16 protein-coding genes are annotated in these 17,310 nt (G+C 66.3%); 8 read left to right on the top strand and 8 right to left on the bottom strand.

From position 1 onward, the window contains the following. Positions 1-122 precede the first annotated feature (122 nt). The 3 genes from JHD82_RS14845 (at position 123) to JHD82_RS14835 (ending at position 2,698) form a co-directional block, all read left to right on the top strand. On the top strand, positions 123-659 hold the full coding sequence (locus JHD82_RS14845) for a MarR family winged helix-turn-helix transcriptional regulator (RefSeq protein ID WP_034393434.1): 537 nt from the start codon (positions 123-125) through the stop codon (positions 657-659). A gap of 14 nt (positions 660-673) precedes the next feature. Further along, positions 674-1,576 carry a LysR family transcriptional regulator gene (locus tag JHD82_RS14840; RefSeq protein WP_016446014.1) on the top strand — a complete coding sequence of 301 codons (903 nt, stop codon included), beginning with the start codon at positions 674-676 and terminating at the stop codon, positions 1,574-1,576. 75 nt (positions 1,577-1,651) lie between these two features. Further along, the gene (locus JHD82_RS14835; protein ID WP_199137161.1) at positions 1,652-2,698 is read left to right on the top strand and encodes a patatin-like phospholipase family protein; all 1,047 of its coding nucleotides are present in this window, start codon (positions 1,652-1,654) and stop codon (positions 2,696-2,698) included. Positions 2,699-2,719: 21 nt separating this feature from the next. Here the strand turns inward: JHD82_RS14835 and glyA are convergent, their stop codons facing one another. From glyA to JHD82_RS14815, 4 genes are all read right to left on the bottom strand, one after another. Next, a complete protein-coding gene (gene glyA / locus JHD82_RS14830) occupies positions 2,720-3,994 on the bottom strand; it encodes a serine hydroxymethyltransferase (protein ID WP_199137160.1) in 1,275 nt (424 codons plus the stop codon). 46 nt (positions 3,995-4,040) lie between these two features. Beyond that, the gene (locus JHD82_RS14825) at positions 4,041-5,267 is read right to left on the bottom strand and encodes an aspartate aminotransferase family protein (RefSeq protein ID WP_374191649.1); all 1,227 of its coding nucleotides are present in this window, start codon (positions 5,265-5,267) and stop codon (positions 4,041-4,043) included. A gap of 69 nt (positions 5,268-5,336) precedes the next feature. After that, positions 5,337-6,188: a YggS family pyridoxal phosphate-dependent enzyme gene (locus JHD82_RS14820; RefSeq protein WP_199137158.1), complete on the bottom strand. Its 852-nt coding sequence runs from the start codon at positions 6,186-6,188 to the stop codon at positions 5,337-5,339. 4 nt (positions 6,189-6,192) lie between these two features. After that, positions 6,193-7,449 carry a benzoate/H(+) symporter BenE family transporter gene (locus JHD82_RS14815; RefSeq protein ID WP_199137157.1) on the bottom strand — a complete coding sequence of 419 codons (1,257 nt, stop codon included), beginning with the start codon at positions 7,447-7,449 and terminating at the stop codon, positions 6,193-6,195. Positions 7,450-7,640: 191 nt separating this feature from the next. Between JHD82_RS14815 and JHD82_RS14810 the strand changes: the two genes are divergently transcribed. After that, positions 7,641-9,155, top strand: a complete 1,515-nt coding sequence (locus tag JHD82_RS14810) for a PLP-dependent aminotransferase family protein (RefSeq protein ID WP_013802466.1) — start codon at positions 7,641-7,643, stop codon at positions 9,153-9,155. Between the two features lie 30 nt (positions 9,156-9,185). Here JHD82_RS14810 and JHD82_RS14805 read toward each other — a convergent pair whose 3' ends face one another. Continuing rightward, the gene (locus JHD82_RS14805; RefSeq protein WP_012205540.1) at positions 9,186-10,466 is read right to left on the bottom strand and encodes a serine hydroxymethyltransferase; all 1,281 of its coding nucleotides are present in this window, start codon (positions 10,464-10,466) and stop codon (positions 9,186-9,188) included. Between the two features lie 494 nt (positions 10,467-10,960). Here JHD82_RS14805 and JHD82_RS14800 point away from each other — a divergent pair, with 494 nt between their 5' ends. The 4 genes from JHD82_RS14800 to JHD82_RS14785 all read left to right on the top strand — a co-directional run bounded on the left by JHD82_RS14800 (position 10,961) and on the right by JHD82_RS14785 (position 14,220). Beyond that, positions 10,961-11,923 (top strand): diiron oxygenase, encoded by a 963-nt coding sequence (locus tag JHD82_RS14800; RefSeq protein ID WP_012205541.1) that lies wholly within the window; start codon positions 10,961-10,963, stop codon positions 11,921-11,923. Beyond that, complete coding sequence (locus JHD82_RS14795) at positions 11,920-12,999, top strand: 2Fe-2S iron-sulfur cluster-binding protein (protein WP_199137156.1); 1,080 nt, start codon at positions 11,920-11,922, stop codon at positions 12,997-12,999. The genes JHD82_RS14800 and JHD82_RS14795 overlap by 4 nt, the downstream gene beginning before the upstream one ends. A gap of 51 nt (positions 13,000-13,050) precedes the next feature. Then, positions 13,051-13,755, top strand: a complete 705-nt coding sequence (locus JHD82_RS14790) for a glutamine amidotransferase (protein ID WP_199137155.1) — start codon at positions 13,051-13,053, stop codon at positions 13,753-13,755. A 96-nt stretch (positions 13,756-13,851) separates the two neighbouring features. After that, a complete protein-coding gene (locus JHD82_RS14785; RefSeq protein ID WP_199137153.1) occupies positions 13,852-14,220 on the top strand; it encodes an antibiotic biosynthesis monooxygenase in 369 nt (122 codons plus the stop codon). A 213-nt stretch (positions 14,221-14,433) separates the two neighbouring features. Here JHD82_RS14785 and JHD82_RS14780 read toward each other — a convergent pair whose 3' ends face one another. The 3 genes from JHD82_RS14780 to JHD82_RS14770 all read right to left on the bottom strand — a co-directional run bounded on the left by JHD82_RS14780 (position 14,434) and on the right by JHD82_RS14770 (position 17,230). Then, positions 14,434-14,775, bottom strand: coding sequence for an H-NS family nucleoid-associated regulatory protein (locus tag JHD82_RS14780; RefSeq protein WP_034393459.1), 342 nt, complete (start codon positions 14,773-14,775; stop codon positions 14,434-14,436). Positions 14,776-15,608: 833 nt separating this feature from the next. After that, on the bottom strand, positions 15,609-16,544 hold the full coding sequence (locus JHD82_RS14775; protein WP_071955848.1) for a GIY-YIG nuclease family protein: 936 nt from the start codon (positions 16,542-16,544) through the stop codon (positions 15,609-15,611). A 422-nt stretch (positions 16,545-16,966) separates the two neighbouring features. Then, complete coding sequence (locus tag JHD82_RS14770) at positions 16,967-17,230, bottom strand: hypothetical protein (protein ID WP_199137151.1); 264 nt, start codon at positions 17,228-17,230, stop codon at positions 16,967-16,969. Positions 17,231-17,310: the final 80 nt, after the last annotated feature.

Here is a 17,310-nt window from a genome sequence, read left to right as displayed (position 1 = left end):
GTGTAGTGTTGATTTGCATCAGGCCAGCCTGGGGTTTCCCTGGATGCAGGCAAAACGGTGGCGGACAGCGTGTCCGGGTGAATCACCTGTCCGCCAGCCAAGGCCAACGGAGGGCGCGGTTCATGCGAACATCTGCGCTTGCCCGCAGGGACCCGGAAAAGAGCGCAATGGCCATGGACTACCAACCCGCAGAACTAGAAAACTACCCCGGCTACCACATCCGCCGCCTGCAGCAGATCGCGGTGGCCGTCTTCATGGAGGAGACCCAGGAATTCGGCGTGACCCCCGTGCAGTACGCAGCGCTGTCTGCCGTGCTGCGCCAACCCGGCGTGGACCAGCGCACGCTGGCGCGGATGATCGGCTTCGATACCTCGACCATTGGCAGCGTCATCGACCGTCTGGAGGCGCGCGGCCTCATGGTGCGAAACACCAGCCCGGCCGACCGGCGCGTGCGCCTGCTCTCGGTCACCGCAGAAGGCGCCGCGCTGCTGGCCGCTGCCGAGCCCTCGGTGCTGCGGGCCCAGCAGCGCATGCTGGAGCCGCTGCCGCAGGAGCAGCGGGGCCTGTTCATGGACATGATGGCCGTCCTGGTGCGGCAAAACGACGACCTGGCGCGTGCGCCCAGCACGCTGGCCGCGCGCCGCGCCGCAGCCGACTGAGGCGGCCTTGACCCATGGACTGGGACCACCTGAGATTCTTTGGCGAGCTGGCGCGCAGCGGCAGCATGGCCGCCGCCGCGCGGCAACTGGGCGTGGAGCACACCACGGTGTCGCGCCGCATCCAGGCCCTGGAAAAACAGCTGGGGGCCGTGCTCTTCGAACGCGAAGCGGGCCAATGGCGGCCCACGGAGGCCGGCCGACAGCTGCTCGGCGTGGCAGACGCCATGCAGCGCGCCGCCGCCGGGCTGGAGCGCATGCCGCTGGCGGCCGAATCCACCAGCCAGGGACCGTCCGGCCTGGTGCGCGTGGGCGCCACCGAGGGCTTCGGCACCCAGCTGCTGGCCCCGCAGCTGGCCGCGCTGACGCAGCGCCATCCGCTGCTGAGCATCGACCTGCTGGCCCTGCCGCGCCTGCTGCACCTGTCGCGGCGCGAGGCCGACATCGTCATCTCGCTGGAGCGCCCCACGCGCGGCTCGGCCGTGGTCACCAAGCTCACGGACTACCGGCTCTTCCTCTACGGCCAGCGCGAATACCTTGCGCGCCGCCCGCTGGTGGCGCGCACCGAGGACCTGCGCCACCACAGCTTCATCCACTATGTGGACGACCTGCTGTTCACGCGCGAGCTGCAACTGCTGTCCACCCTGTTCCAGCCCGAGCGCTTTGCCTTTCGCAGCACCAGCATCACCGCCCAGTACGAGGCCGTGCGCGCCGGCGCCGGCCTGGCCGTGCTGCCCGCCTTCATCGCCGACCGCGACCCCGTGCTCAGCCGCGTGCTGCCCGCCGAGGCCTGCTTCACCCGCACCTTCTGGATGAGCATGCCCTCGGATGCCCGGCAGGTTCAGCGCATCGAGGCGGTCTGGGGGTTTTTGCGGGAGGCTGTGCAGGGCATGGGCGGCTTGCTGAAGCCCAGAGCCTGAGGGCCTGCGGCGGTCAGGCCCCTGCCGCTATACTGCCCGCCCCGAATCTCGTCATCCGACAGCAGGATCCCTGGCATGCGCCTGAAAGCCCTTTTGCGTCCACTGGTGTACCTGAGCCTGGCGGGGCTGGCCGCTTGCGGCAGCAACCCGCCCAGCCCCTCGGCGGCCACGCCCGAGTCCACGCCCACCGCGCCGGGCACACCCGTGGCGCCCATCAGGATCGGTCTGGCCCTGGGCGGCGGGGCCGTGAAGGGCTTTGCCCATATCGGCGTCATCAAGATGCTGGAAGCCAATGGCCTTGCGCCTGCGGTGGTGTCCGGCACCAGCGCGGGCAGCGTGGTGGGGGCGCTGTATGCGAGCGGCATGAACGCCTTCGAGCTGCAGGAAAAGGCCGTTGCGCTGGATGAGACCAGGATCCGCGACCTCCAGCTGTCCTCGGGCGGCCTGCTGGTGGGCCAGAAGCTGGAAGACTATGTGAACGAACAGGTGGGCCGCAAGCCGCTGGAGCAGCTGGCCAAGCCCTTCGTGGCCGTGTCCACGCGGCTGGAAGACGGCGAGCGCACCGTGTTCGCGCGCGGCAATACGGGACAGGCGGTGCGTGCCTCCAGCAGCATTCCGGGTGTGTTCCAGCCCGTGGCCATCGGCAAGTTCCACTTCGTCGATGGCGGCATCACCAGCCCCGTGCCCGTGGACGCCGCGCGCCAGCTGGGCGCCGATCTGGTGATTGCCGTGGACATCTCCAACAAGGCCCGTGGCAAGGCGCCCGAGAACATGCTGGGCGCCCTGGGCCAGTCCATTGCCATCATGGGCCAGAAGCTGGGCCAAGCCGAGCTGGCCCGCGCCGACATCACCATCCGCCCCAAGGTGCTGGACATCGGCCCGGCCGACTTCACCCAGCGCGCCAGCGCCATTCTTGAAGGCGAAAAGGCCGCCGTGGCCGCCATGCCCCAGATCCGCGAGCGCATCGCCCAGCTGCAGGCCGAGCGCGCCAAGGCCGCGAAGCTGGCGCAGCAAAAGGCGGCCGAAGCCCAGCACCAGGCCTGCCTGGACCAGCGCTCGCGCATGCAGAAGCTGGCGGAGATGGCGGGGATGGACGGCGCCTGCGCCAACCCCAACCCCTGATCCACCACGACTGCGCGCGGGCTATCCGTACACCGGATAGCGGGCGCAAAGCCCCGTCACCTGCTCCCTGACCTGCGCCGCCACCTTGGCAAAGCGGGCGCCTTCCTGCGCGTCCAGCGCATCGAGCACATCGCATAGCCAGCCGGCCAGCTGTTCGCACTGCGCCTGGCCGAAGCCGCGCGTGGTGACGGCGGGCGTGCCTATGCGCAGGCCCGAGGTCACGAAGGGCGAGCGCGGGTCGTTGGGCACGGTGTTCTTGTTGGTGGTGATGTGCGCCTCGCTGAGCGCGGCGTCGGCATCCTTGCCGGTGTAGCTGCGGTCGGACAGGTCGATCAGCATCAGGTGGTTGTCCGTGCCGCCCGAGACGATGCGGTAGCCGCGCTGCTGGATCACGGCGGCCATGGCGCGGGCGTTGGCCAGCACCTGGCGCTGGTAGGCCTTGAACCCGGGCTGCAGCGCCTCCTTGAAGGCTACGGCCTTGGCGGCGATCACATGCATGAGCGGCCCGCCCTGCACGCCGGGGAACACGGCCGAGCTCAGGCGGCGGTTGAAGGTTTCGTCCTGTCCCTTGGACAGGATCAGGCCGCCGCGCGGGCCGCGCAGCGTCTTGTGCGTGGTGCTGGTGACCACATGCGCGTGGGGCAGGGGGCTGGGGTATTCGCCCGCGGCCACCAGGCCTGCCACATGGGCCATGTCCACCCAGAACACGGCGCCCACCTTGTCGGCAATGGCGCGCATGCGGGCCCAGTCCTTGTGGCGCGAGTAGGCAGAGAAGCCGCCGATGAGCATGCGGGGTCGGTGCTCCAGGGCGATGCGCTCCATCTCGTCGTAGTCGATCAGGCCCGTGGCGGGGTCCAGGCCGTAGGGGACGATGCGGTAGTGGCGGCCCGAGAAGTTGGACGGGTTGCCATGCGTCAGGTGGCCGCCCTGGGCCAGGTTCATGCCCATGACGGTGTCGCCGGGCTGGGCCAGCGCCAGGAACACGGCGGCATTGGCCTGGGCGCCGGCATGGGGCTGCACGTTGGCATAGTCGCAGTCGAACAGCGCCATGGCACGTTCCACGGCCAGGCGCTCGGCCACGTCCACGTTCTCGCAGCCGCTGTAGTAGCGCTTGTCGGGGTAGCCCTCGGCGTACTTGTTGGTGAAGACCGAGTTCTGCACCGCCATCACCAGCGGGCTGGCGTAGTTTTCGGAGGCGATGAGTTCCACATGGTCTTCCTGGCGGCGTTTCTCGTTCTGGATGGCCTTGGCCAGCTGCAGGTCGAAGTCGGCCAGGGTCAGGGATGCGTCGTACATGGGTGAATGGCTCCTGTGTCGGGGCAAGGGCTGGGGGAGTCGATGGTCATGCAGCTGCCAGCTGGCCTGCCGCGGGCGCGCCTGCCTGCGCGGCGCTGGCCGGCTCCAGCAGGCAGGCCAGGCGGGTGACGATGTCGTCGATCTGGCGCTCGTCGCAGATCAGCGGCGGCAGCAGGCGGATGGTGGATTCGCGCGTCACCGTGATCAGCAGGCGCTGCTGGGCCAGCGCGCGGCCCACCAGGTCCTGGCAGTTGCGGTTCAGCTCGATGCCCACCATCAGGCCCTGGCCGCGCACGGCCAGCACGTCGGGGTGGCCGTGCAGCGCCTGCTGCAGGCCGTTGAGCAGGCGCCGGCCCAGTTGCCTGGCGCGGCCGGGGATGTCCTCGCTCTCCATGATGTCCAGCACCGTGCAGCCCACGCGGCAGGCCAGCGGGTTGCCGCCGAAGGTGGAGCCATGCTGGCCGGGCGAGATCAGGTCGGCCGCAGGCCCGCGCGCCAGGCAGGCGCCGATAGGAATGCCGTTGCCCAGGGCCTTGGCCAGGGTCATCACATCGGGGGCGATGCCCGCATGCTGGTGGCCGAACCAGGCGCCGGTGCGTCCCAGGCCGGTCTGGATCTCGTCCAGCATCAGCAGCCAGCCGTGCCGGTCGCACAGGCTGCGCAGCTGGCGCAGGTAGTCGGGGCTTGCCAGGCGGATGCCGCCTTCGCCCTGCACGGGCTCGATCAGCACGGCCACGATGTCGCCATGCTGGGCGGCGGCGTGGTGCACGGCCGCGATGTCGTCATAGGGCACGCGCACGAAGCCCGGCATCAGCGGCTCGAAGCCGCGCTGCTTGGCCGGGTTGCCCGTGGCCGACAGCGTGGCCAGCGTGCGGCCGTGAAAGCCGTTGTCCATCACCAGGATCTGCGGCCGCGCCACCTGCCTGCGGTGGCCGTGCAGGCGCGCCAGCTTGAGCGCGGCCTCGTTGGCCTCGGCGCCGGAGTTGCAGAAAAAGGCCGTCTCCATGCCGGCCAGGGCGCACAGGCGCTGGCCCAGGCGTTCCTGCCAGTCGATGCGGAACACGTTGGAGGTGTGCAGCAGCAGGCCGGCCTGCTCGGCGATCACGGCGGCGATCTCCGGATGGGCGTGGCCCAGGGCGGTCACGGCCACGCCGGCAATGGCGTCCAGGTATTCGGTGCCGTGCTCGTCCCACAGCCGGGCCCCACGGCCACGGACGAAGGACACGGGCTGGCGGGCATAGGCCTTCATCAGGCGGGAATCAAGGGGTTGCATGGCTTTTTGCATGTCAAGGTCCTCAAGCGGGGTCAGGGTTGAATCGAAAAGGGTGGCGAGGGGGCGCGTTCAGGGCATTGCCAGGGCTGCGGGATCGGGGCCGCCTGCGGGCCAGTAGAAGCTGTCCGGCTGGGCGCGGGCGCCGAAGATGGCCTGGCCCACGCGCACCACGGTGGCGCCTTCCTCGATGGCGATCTCGAAGTCGCCGGACATGCCCATGGACAGCTCGTCCAGCGAGATGCCCGCCGGCGCGCTCTGGCGCAGCTGGTCGCGCAGGCTGCGCAGCAGCACGAAGCACTGGCGCACGCGCTCGGCCTCGCTGGAGAAGAGGGCCAGCGTCATCAGGCCGCGCACGCGCAGCGCACTGAAGGCGGGCAGGGCCTGGACAAATCCCTGCACCTCGTCGGGCGGCAGGCCGTACTTGCTGGCCTCGCCCGAGGTGTTGACCTGCACGAACACGTCCAGCGCCCGGCCTTCGGCCTGCAGGCGGCGGTCCAGCGCCTCGGCCACGCGCAGGTTGTCCAGCGCCTGGAACTCGCTGGCAAAGCGTGCCACCAGCCTGGCCTTGTTGGTCTGCAGGTGGCCGATGACGGACCACTGCAGATCGGTCAGGTCCTGCATGGCCTCCCATTTGCCGAAGGCTTCCTGCACCTTGTTCTCGCCCAGCATGCGGCAGCCCGCCGCGTGGGCCAGGCGCAGGCTGGATTCGGGCTTGGTCTTGCTCACGGGCAGAAGGCGCACGCTGGCCGGGTCGCGCCCCGCGCGGCGGCAGGCAGCGGCCGTGCGCGCCTGCACGGTGGCCAGGTTGTGCCGGAAATCGTCCACCGTCTCGGCCTGGGGGTAGCGGCCGTGCTGGTCGTGGCGGGTCAGGGTGTCGGCGGCTTGGGCGGTGCCGCCGGTGGTGTCGTGTGTCGCAAACATGGTTTCAGCTCCTTTTGATGGCGGCATCGGCGGCGGGCACGTTGCCGGTGCCCGCCTCGCTGCGGGCGGCCCGGCGCGGCCACTGGCCGTTGAGCACGGCATGGGCCACCAGGCCGATGACCAGGCCCCAGAAGGCGCCGCCTATGCCCAGCATGGAAATGTTGGCGGCGGCGGCCAGGAAGGTGATCAGCGATGCCTCGCGGGTTTTGGCGTCGGCCAGCGCATTGGCCAAGCTGCCGCCGATGGTGCCCAGCAGCGCCAGGCCCGCCAGCGTGGTGATGAAGGTGGCCGGGAACGCCATGAACACGGCCGCCAGCGTGACGCCGAACACGCCCACCAGGATGTAGAACACGCCCGCAGCGATGCCCGCGATCCAGCGCCTGGACGGCTCTTCATGCGCCTCCTTGCCCGTGCAGATGGCGGCCGTGATGGCGGCGATGTTGAAGGCGTGCGAGCCGAACGGCGCCATCAGCAGTGAGCCCAGGCCCGTCAGCGTGACGATGGGGTTGGCGCTGGTCCTGAAGCCATCGTTGCGCAGCACCAGCATGCCGGGCATGTACTGGCCGGTCAGCGTGATCAGGAACAGCGGCAGGGCCACGCTGAGCAGGGCGTTGAGCGTGAATTCCGGCCGCGTGAACACGGGCGCGGCAAAGCGCAGCTGCAGCCCGGACAGGTCCACACGGTCCTGCGTCAGCAGGAACGCCAGGCCCAGCGCCAGGATGCCGACCACCGCATAGCGCGCCGTGAGCCGCTTGAGCAGAACGTAGGCCACGATCAGCAGGCCGGCCAGCAGCGGGTCCACGCTCATGCCGCCAAAGGCCTTGATTCCGAACTGCAGCAGGATGCCCGCCAGCAGGCCCGAGGCCACGCCGGGCGGAATCAGCCGGATCACGCGCTCGAACCAGCCCGACAGTCCCAGCACCACGAAGGCCGCGGCCGACACCACATAGGCGCCCACGGCCTCGGCATACGGCGTGGTGGCCAGGGCCGTCACCAGGAAGGCGGCGGCCGGCGTGGACCAGGCCGTGATGATGGGCTCGCGCGAGAGCCAGCTCAGCACCAGCCCGGTGACGCCCACGCCAATCGAAATCGACCACACCCACGAAGCCGTGAGCTCCGGGCTCAGGCCGGCCACCTTGGCTGCCTGGAACACCAGGATGAAGGTGCCGCCGTAGTTGACGATGACCGAGATCAGCCCGGCCACCACGGGGTGGATGAGGTCGCTGAAGCGAAGGGGTGAGTGTGTGTCTGATGAAGGCATGGTCTTCTCGTTTTCCTTGGGGGTTGGATTCCTGGCTGTCTTGGGAAAGGGGTATTTGAGCGCCGAAGTGGACTGAATGATCCATACACTTCGCTCTCTTGTTTCAGACCACTTTGCAATGGATGCGCAGCATTTGCGTCAGTACAATGGCCTGCCCAAGAGGTGCAATGAGATGAAAGGCGGCAGACCGCATGAGCAAGACCTTCGAGCTTGAGACTCTGAAGATCCGCATGGGAGATGCCGACCTGCGACAGCTGGACCTGCACCAGCGGGTGCAGCGCGCCATGCGTGCGCTGATCCTGGATGGGGCGCTGCTGCCGGGCCTGAAGCTGCCGGCCACGCGATCCCTGGCCGACTCGCTGGGCATTGCCCGCGACACGGTGGAGAACGCCTACACCCAGCTGCACCGCGACGGCTTCATCGTGCGGCGCCAGGGATCGGGCAGCTATGTCTCCGAGACCATCGGCACCGAGCTGCGGGGCCGGGCGGCGCGGCGCGGCCGCTCGCCCGAGCACGAGCGCAGCGCCCAGGTGGCCGCGGCGGGCAGGGCCGGTGCCGGCCTGAGCCGGCGCGGCCAGGCCATTGTTGACGGCGGCGGCATCGCCGACCAGCAGACCATTCGGGCCTTTGCCACCGGCCTGCCCGAGACGCGAACCTTTCCCACCGATGTCTGGGAGCGGCTGCAGCGCCAGGCGCTCAAGGACTACCGGGCCAGCGTCCTGCTGCACGGCGACCCGCAGGGCGCCGAGCCGCTGCGCAAGGCCATAGCCACCTACCTCAACCTGGAGCGTGGCGCCAAGGTGGACGCCGGGCAGATCGTGGTGCTCAGCAGCACGCGGCAGGCGCTGTTCCTGTGCGCGCAGCTGCTGGTGGATGCAGGCCGGCCCATCCTGCTGGAGAACCCCGGCTACTTCGGCGCCCGCAAGGCCTTCGAGTCGGCCGAGGCCAAGGTCCTTCCCATCGATGTGGACGCGCAAGGCATACGCACGGACCTGCTGCATGCCGACCGCAGCGGCGCCACCTGCGTCTATGTCACGCCGTCGCACCAGTACCCCACGGGCGTCACCATGCAGCTGGAGCGGCGGCTGGACCTGATCCGCTGGGCCTTCGAGAGCGGGCGCTGGATCATCGAGGACGACTACGACAGCGAATTCCACTACGACGGCATGCCCACCGCCTGCGTGCAAGGCCTGGACAAGCACGCGCGCACCATCTACATCGGCACCTTCGGCAAGACCCTGTACCCGGGCCTGCGCATGGGCTACATGGCCTTGCCGCAGGAGCTGGTGCGCGCCTTTGTCCAGGCGCGCAGCATCATGGACGGGCACACGCCCCAGATCCAGCAGCTGACGCTGGCGCGCTTCATGGAAGACGGCCACTACAACTCCCACGTGCGGGCCATGCGCAAGCTGTACGCGGGGCGGCGCGAGGTCATCCTCGAATCCATAGGCAGGCACCTGGCCGGCATCGTCACCGCGCCACGGCCCCAGGGCGGCATGCAGGTGCCCTGTCTGCTGGAGCCCGGCTGGTCCGAGGAAGACACCATCCGCCGCGCCGCCGCGGCCGGCGTGCTGCTGCAGGGGCTCAGCCGCCTGTACGCGGGCGAGCAGCGGCAGCCGGGCTGGCTGCTGGGCTATGCCTCGCTCACGGCCTACGAGATCGAGGCCGCCGTGCTGCGCCTGGCCAACGCGCTGCGAAAACCCTGACAGGTTGGGAGAAGCCGGACGCTGCATGCCTCAATAGGGCAGGGGAAAGCGCCCGGTCAGGTCGGACACGCCTTCGTGGATGGACTTGAGCGTGCGCGCGTTCATGGTGCCGCTGCGTATGCCGCCCAGCGTGGCAAGAATCATGTCGCCGATCTCGCGGAACTCGTCGGCGCCCATGCCGCGCGTGGTGCAGGCCGCGCTGCCCACGCGGATGCCCGAGGTCACCAGTGGCCGCGCGCCATCGCCGGGCACGGCGTTCTTGTTGACCGTGATGCCGATCTGCTCCAGCGCCGTTTCGGCGGCCTTGCCTGTCAGCTCCCAGGGGCGCAGGTCGATCACGCCCAGATGGCAGTCCGTGCCTGCGGAGACCACGGACAGTCCGCCCTGCGAAAGCCGGTCGCACAGCACGCGGGCGTTGTCCACCACGGCCCGCGCATAGGTGCGAAAGGCGGGCTTGAGCGCCTCGCCCAGCGCCACCGCTTTGGCCGCCACCACATGCATCAGCGGCCCGGACTGCAGGCCGGGAAACACGGCGGCGTCTATGCGCCTGGCGATCTCGGCGTCGGCCGAGAGGATCATGCCGCCGCGCGGCCCGCGCAGCGTCTTGTGCGTGGTGGTCGTGGTCACATGGGCGTGCTCCACGGGCGAGGGGAACACTCCCGCGGCCACCAGCCCAGCCACGTGCGCGATGTCGGCCATGAAGATGGCGCCCACCCGGTCGGCAATGCGCCGGAACTCGGCCCAGTCCATCTGCCGTGAATAGGCCGAGCCACCGGCAATGATGAGCCTGGGCCGCTCCTTCAGCGCAATGCGCCGCACCTGGTCCATGTCGATGAGTTGGGAGCGGGCGTCCACCTCGTAGCTGATGGACTGGAACCATTTGCCCGACACGCTCACGCTGGAGCCATGCGTCAGGTGCCCGCCCGAGCGCAGGTCCAGCCCCATGATCTTGTCGCCGGGCTCCAGGAACGCCAGGTACACGCCCTGGTTGGCCTGGCTGCCCGAGTGCGGCTGCACGTTGGCGTGCGCGCAGCCGAACAGCGCCTTGGCACGCGCAATGGCAAGGTTCTCCACGGCATCGGCATTGGCGCAGCCGCCGTAGTAGCGCACGCCCGGGTAGCCCTCGGCGTATTTGTTGGTCAGCACCGAGCCCTGCGCCTCCATCACCGCGCGGCTCACGAAGTTTTCAGAGGCAATCAATTCAATCGAGCGCGACTGGCGAATCCGCTCGGCCGCGATGGCATCCCAGGCCTCGCTGTCTGCCTGTTGAAGATCCAGTGAATTGATTTTGGGGAGCGATAAATCGTCCATGTCGCATTGGCTGTCTTGGAGGCGCTGAAGCACGGGAATCGGCAGCGTCCGGTTTATGGAAGGATTTGGAAACCAGGGCGCATCGGTAATGGGCAGTCTACAAAGTGCAGCGGCCTTGATTCCGACCATGTTTCAGCGGGTGAGCAGACCAATTAAGGTGGCATGCCAATGTAAACCGTGGAAAAAAGCGGTCTGGTTCATTGTCGAAAATAGGTCTGTTTGAATCCATGCTCTCTCCATAGAATTCGCCGCCAGACGTTGAAAGTCATGAGATCCAATACCGCCACGAATCATCCGCAATCTGCAGTCGGGCAGATTGATTCAAGGTGGAATATGACAGAGTGAAGAAATCCATGACAACGTATCTGCCATCTGCAGCGACATTTGAAGCGCTATTTGCGGCGCCATTGGTGATTGCGGCAGATGGAGAAAGCGGGGGAGGGAATAGGCGATTTGACTCAGATCAATCAAGTTCAATCACACGGAGTTGAAAAATGAATCTCGATATCTCTCGGACAGATGACGCCGTGCGCGATGCGCTCAAAAAGCTGTCCCTGCTGTGGAAGTCAAGAGCGGCCGTGAATCAGGACCTGCCTGATTACTGCGGCTTGGCGTTCGACCCCGCCCGGCAGGACTTCACCGCCTCGCTGCTGCCGTTTCGCGACCACCAGGCATGGGTGGAGGCGCCACAGCACCTGCGCGACCAATGCCTGTCCTACGCCTGGGGCATCTACAACCTCAAGACCATCTACATCGAGTGCAACGTGGTCACGCCGGCCTGCGAGGACATCATCAAGACCCCGCCGCCCAGCGCCAACCGGGCGCTGCTGCAGGACGTCATGTCCCAGGCCCTGCTGGACGAGGCCCTGCACACCCGCATGTCCATCATGGCCTGCAACTACATCTACGAGATGCGCGGCCTGGCGCCGCTGGACTACGCGGACTTCAACCTCGTCGGCTGGCGCAACGGCGTGCTGGCGCAGTGCGGCGCGGAATGGGAGCGCCGCCTGGCCCGCTTCGCCATTGCCTGCGCCAGCGAGACCCTGATCACCGACTACCTCAAGACCATGGCTGAGGACCGCTCCATCCAGCCCATCTGCCATGAAGTCACCCGCACCCACGCCGTGGACGAATGGAGCCACTCCAGCGTCTTCAGCTCGGTGGCCACCGACATCGTCCAGGGCCTGAGCAACCGCGAGCGCAGCTACCTGCGCTCCATCATCCTCAAGACCGTGCAGATGTTCGCCAACAACGAACTGGGCGCCTGGTCCACCGTCTTCACCATGGTTGGCATGCCGCATGCGCGCGACATCCTGCACGACGTGGGCGACAGCAACGAGATCGGCGTCTACACCGACTCGGTGCAAAGCCTGATCGACCGCATCGGCCTGGCGGGCCGCAACTTGGGCGGCAGCGTGGCGCTGGTGTCCTCGGTCCTCGAGGAGATGCAGGCATGAGCGCCGCCCTCCAGGCAGGCAGCACGCTGGCGCGCTGCGCGGCGGCACGGGCAGAGGCGGGCGGCGTCATGGTCTACACCCTGCGCGTGCAGGGCGCCTCGGCGCAATTCCTCGGCGGCCTGCGGCCCGGCCGGCATGTGGCCGTCGAGCATGCCGACGCCAGTGGCGCCGTGCAGCAGCGGCTGTACTCCATCACCCGCTACGAGCCCTGCAGCGAGCACGACGGCGCCGGCCAGTTCGACATTGCCGTCAAAAGCTCGGGCCGGGGCAGCGTCTCCGACCACATGCATGCAGTGCTGCGCGCAGGCTCCACGCTGCCGCTCGGCCACGTGGCCGGTGACATCACGGCCGACCTGGTGCTGGGCCTGGACTCCCTGGTCATGCTGGCCGGCGGCATCGGCCTGACCCTGCCGCTGGCGCTGCTGCGCGAACTGGACCGGCTGCAACAGCAGGGCCAGCGCGTGCCGCGCACCACGCTGCTGCTGTGCTTTGCACGCATGGCCGACATTCCGTTCCTGCAGGAGCTGCAGCAGCTGTGCGAAACGGCCCCCTGGTTCGACCTGCGTATCCACATCACGCGCGAAGACATCGCCGCCCACGGGCCCTTCGTGCCGGGCCGCCCCTCGCAGCAGTCCCTGCTGGCGCTGGACCAGCCCCAGGCGGTGGTCATCTGCGGCGGCCACGCCTTTGCGCAGACCTTTCGCGAGCATGCGCGGGCCTGCTTTCCCGGTGCCATACAGCACATCGAGGCCTTCACGCCGCCTGCCGCATCCACTGCCCAGCCAGGCGAGACCGCGCAGGCATGCCAGCTGCAGATCGCGCACAGCGGGCAGATTGTCGAAGCCGCGTCCGGCAAAAGCCTGCTGGAAATCCTGGAAGGCGTGGGCATTGCCATCCGCAGCCAGTGCCGGGCCGGCATCTGCGGCAGTTGCCGCATCCGCATCACGGGAGGCAGTTCACGGCTGGAGGCGGACTTTTGCCTCAGCGACAGGGAAAAGGAAGCCGGCTATGCCTTGGCCTGTTGCACCTTCCCCTCGGCAGGCCATATCCACGTCGATCTCAAGCCCGGCGCCTGACGGGCTCCGCACGTTCCAAGCCACCCTCCTGTATCCACCTGAGTTCCTCCCATGAAAAAAGCCATCGCGCTGCGCCACATCCACTTCGAAGACCTGGGCACCCTGCATGCCGAGTTCGCCAGCCGCGGCTACGAAGTGCAGTACGTCGATCCCAGCATCGGCGAGCTTGACACCCTGGACCTGGGCCGTGCCGACCTGCTCGTCGTGCTGGGCGGCCCCATAGGTGCCTATGACGAGGCGCTTTATCCCTTCGTCGCCCAGGAGCTGGCGGCCGTGCGCCGCTGGCTGGACAGCGGCAAGCCGCTGCTGGGCATCTGCTTGGGCGCCCAGCTCATTGCGCGCGCGCTGGGCGCCAGGGTCTATCCGCTGGGCGTCAAGGAAATCGGCTTTTCGCCGCTCACGCTTACCGACGCGGGCCTGGCCTCGCCCCTGGCCAAACTGGACGGCGTGCCCGTGCTCCATTGGCATGGCGACCAGTTCGATATTCCCGAAGGCGCCGTGCACCTGGCCGGCACCGCCATCGGCGCCAACCAGGCCTTTGCCGTGGGCCCGCAGGTGCTGGGCCTGCAATTCCATCTGGAGGCCGATGCGGCCCGGCTGGAGCGCTGGCTGGTCGGCCATGCCTGCGAACTGGGCGTCGCCCAGGTGGACCCGCGCACCCTGCGCGCCGATGCCCAGAAATACGGCGGCCTGCTGGCGCTGGCCGCTCGCGATGTGCTGGCCGCCTGGCTGGCCAACCTGGAGCGCAGCCGCTGAACCTGCGGCGCCGCCCATTCACCCATTTCCCCCCACGCCGGAGCCGCCGCTGTGCGGCGCCGGAATCTCTGTTCCCGAAAAAAAGGAGAGTTGAAGATGGTTGTCGTACTGTTCGAACTGCAGGCCTTGCCCGGCCAGAACCAGACCTATGTGGACCTGGTCAACAAGCTCACCCCCATGCTCAAGCCCATGGAGGGGTTCATCTCCGTGGAGTGCTTCCAGAGCACGCTCAACCCCGAGAAAGTCATGTCCGTCACCACCTGGCGCGACGAGGAAGCCGTCGTCCAGTGGCGCAACGTGGAAGCCCACCTCAGCGCCCAGCGCGCCGGCCGCGACAAGATCTTCAAGGACTACCGCGTGCGCGTCACCCAGGTACTGCGCGACTACGGCCTGAATGACCGCGCGCAGGCGCCTGCGGACAGCATCATGGGCAAGGCAGGCAGCTGCCCCATCAGCCACGCCTGAGGGCTGGCGGTGCCGCAAAGGCCCGGCTGATCCCCCTGCCGGAGCGCGATGCACGCCCTCGAAGGATGCTGGCAGTGACTACGCTGCCGGCGCCAGGCCGGAAAAAAAGCCCGCTGAATGCTCAGAGGGCTTTCTTTCGGAAGGCACAGATTCCTTCGCATCGGAACCCCACCGCACCGCACGGCATCCTGCGCGCCGCCTTGTGCAGCGCTTTCAGTTGCGAGCTGCCGCTGCCGCCATTTCGGCGAGAAACGGGCCTTGGGCCGCTTCGGGTTTGCTTTCGATGAGGAAGTCGTCGCGATCCTGGTCCTTGATCCAGTTCGGAGGCTTGCCTCGACCTGTCCACGTCGCTCCCGTGGCCGGATCGCGATACTTCGCCGGCGCACTGGTTTTTTCAGGGATGTAGGGGAACACTTGCTGCTGGGTGAATCCGAAATCGGTCACCAGCTTCTGGACCTTGGACAGGGCAGCGTCGGCCGCCGAGGTGCGGGCCTTGGCAATTTCCATGTCCAGCGCGGCCTTGGCCGCAAGGAGTTCTTTGAGGGACTGTGTCATAGGGGTGCGAAATTTTTGAAGCCAGATTATGGGGCTGTTCGGGCAGCCGCGTGGTGTCCGGATCATGCAGGCCGATGAAAGGAAGGCCGCCCGCCTGAGCCTGCTGCCGAGCCGGGTGACCACAGGCCCGGGCAGGAAAGCCGGTCTTGCCCTCATCCGTGATCGCGCGCACTACCCCGCATGGCCGCAGCGATCACGTCAGGCGGAACGTCCCGCGTCACCACACGGCCCGATCCGATGATGAATTCTTTTGATGTCAGGGCACATCATGAGAAATGGCGGGATTGTAGGATTTCTTGAAATCTTCTTCGAACTCTACGTTCCTCCAAAGGCATGATTACATCCAGATCATCTTCCTCTTCGCCTTTTTTGAGACGATCAATGCTCCAATCCACGTAGCTGGTCCAGGACGACGCCCCTCAGCGCAACAGAAAACTTAGCTTCTGTAAGGCCTTAAATCCATTCATGAGTCAATCTATTTTGAATATGGAGTGACTTTGAATTCGATTGCAATTGCGCGGCCGCTGTCCAATTTCACATCGGATCACTCGTCATCGGGTGAGTCGGGTTGGAGGTTGGTAGTTAGAGGCGACTGATTTATATATTTTGATTCCGCAGATTTCGACGTGTGAACCATGTGAGGTGCTTGCAAAATCGAAGCAGAAACCCAAGCGATGCCATCAGTATTGCTGCCATAAATACAGGCAGGGCCATGAGACTGAGTCCACTGTGCCCGCTGCCATCTTCAAAAAATAGCTTTAGCGCAAGTAGAAAAAGGGTTCCTGCGATCCAAAAGAGCAAGCGGTAGAAAAACCGCAGGATCTTAAGCCTTTTCATGTATTCCCCTTGCTCGTCTGCTTGTGGCTGGCAACGGCATTGTGGTCAGAGGCCAGAAAAGCGGCTCCGTGCATCGCCCCGTTGCGGTTCATCCCGAACCGGCGACTGCCTAACGCGACCTTCCAATAGTTCTCCCGGGCTTCGGCCTCCGACTTTTCTATGCCAAGAGGCAGCGCCTCCAGCAAGGTGAACCGGAATTCGCTGTCACAACCCGGTGCTTCATGCAGTCGCCGGCTCAACTCCAGGTTGTCGCCATGCCCGGTGTTGGCATAGTCGCGCCAACGCTGCCAAACGCCACAAGCGCCGCTGGCAGAGCCGACATATTGGTGGCCTGTGAATTCATCCGTTATCAGATAGATGCCGCAGACATTGCCAAGTGCCTGCTGCCAAGCCACATCCTGCATTGCAAGCCTCAGTTCCGCCATGATCAGGCTGGTGCTGCTCAGGGCCCTGAAGGGCACCGGAGGCACGGGGGATAGCGCAATGGGATAGTTGTTTTCCTGGCGAAGGACCCGGCGCCAACTCACGGCGGGCTCGCCCCAACGGATCTCCAGTTTGAGCCGCAGATCCGACATCACATCGATTTCGTCCAGCTCGTGATACCAGTGGCCTGCTCGCTCGTCATGCAGATCGAAACTTCCCTGCAAGCGTCCTGCATCAATGGCTTGCATTGCAGGCATGACCTCCTTCACCCGCCAGATACCGAGCAGCAACGCATGGCCTGGCCGGTGCCCAAAGAAGCCAATCACCAACGAGCCGACTGGATGCTTGTGGTCTTGCCGAGACTGATAGAGCGTCAAAGCACGTGTCCCCACATAGCGTTGTACCGGATAGTCTCCTGCCGTGTGGCGCATGAGCGTGACCTGTTGGGCGGCGGGGTCAAGCGAATGAAAAGCAAGCAGTTGGTAAAGCTGAGTGGCTGGGAGGTTCATGGGGGGAATTGATCTGCAGCGATGCCGAGCAAAATAGCACGGCTGGCCTCTCAGGGCGAAGCCATGTGGACGGGCTGAAGCACGTTCTTTGGGCTGTGGCGGAAAGCGAGGACCTTTGGAAGTTGGTGGGCACGGTATTTGCAGGCGTTGCCACTGAAAGCTGCGGGTGGCGCGCAGTGCGGAGGGTCGCATTCATAGCTTCACATCTGGCGCGATGGGATCGCCGTTGGGCGCAAGAGCTTATCGTGTCGCGAAGGCCAATTCGGTTCCGGCTTGCCGCAGAAAAATGATCAACGCAGAGCCGCGTGCCTGATCAAAGACCGATACATGCTTGGCTCACAAAGCGTGTCCTGTTCTTCTCCGTGATCGCGCGCGCTGCTCGGCATGGATATCCCGTGTTGCATCGGCCTGGCGAAGCAGTCCTAAGCTTCCAAGTTGCGAACGAATTCGCTCCCCACTTCGACTCCTAGAAGAGAGTCCACGGCCGCCACCCGCTTCAGCGCTTCGTCGGCGCTGAAGCCATTTCCCTCCAGCACGGCCAATGCATCGTTGTGCAGGGCATAGGCCAGGTGCGCTGCGATCCGTACCCTCGGATCCGCATCCACGTTGCTTCCCAGATATCCGCTCAGGAGAAGACGGATCTCGTATACGGCTTTCGCCAGGATTTTTGACTCATTGGTGCGCATGGGATGGTCCTGCCATGAATACTGGCGACTGTGTGCCGGAACCATGAATGTACGTACTTGGGCCATCTACGGCCCGGCGT

This window comes from Delftia sp. ASV31 (assembly GCF_016428765.1).
Classification (GTDB): domain Bacteria; phylum Pseudomonadota; class Gammaproteobacteria; order Burkholderiales; family Burkholderiaceae_C; genus Comamonas; species Comamonas acidovorans.
This window is presented reverse-complemented; position numbering and strand designations above follow the sequence as displayed.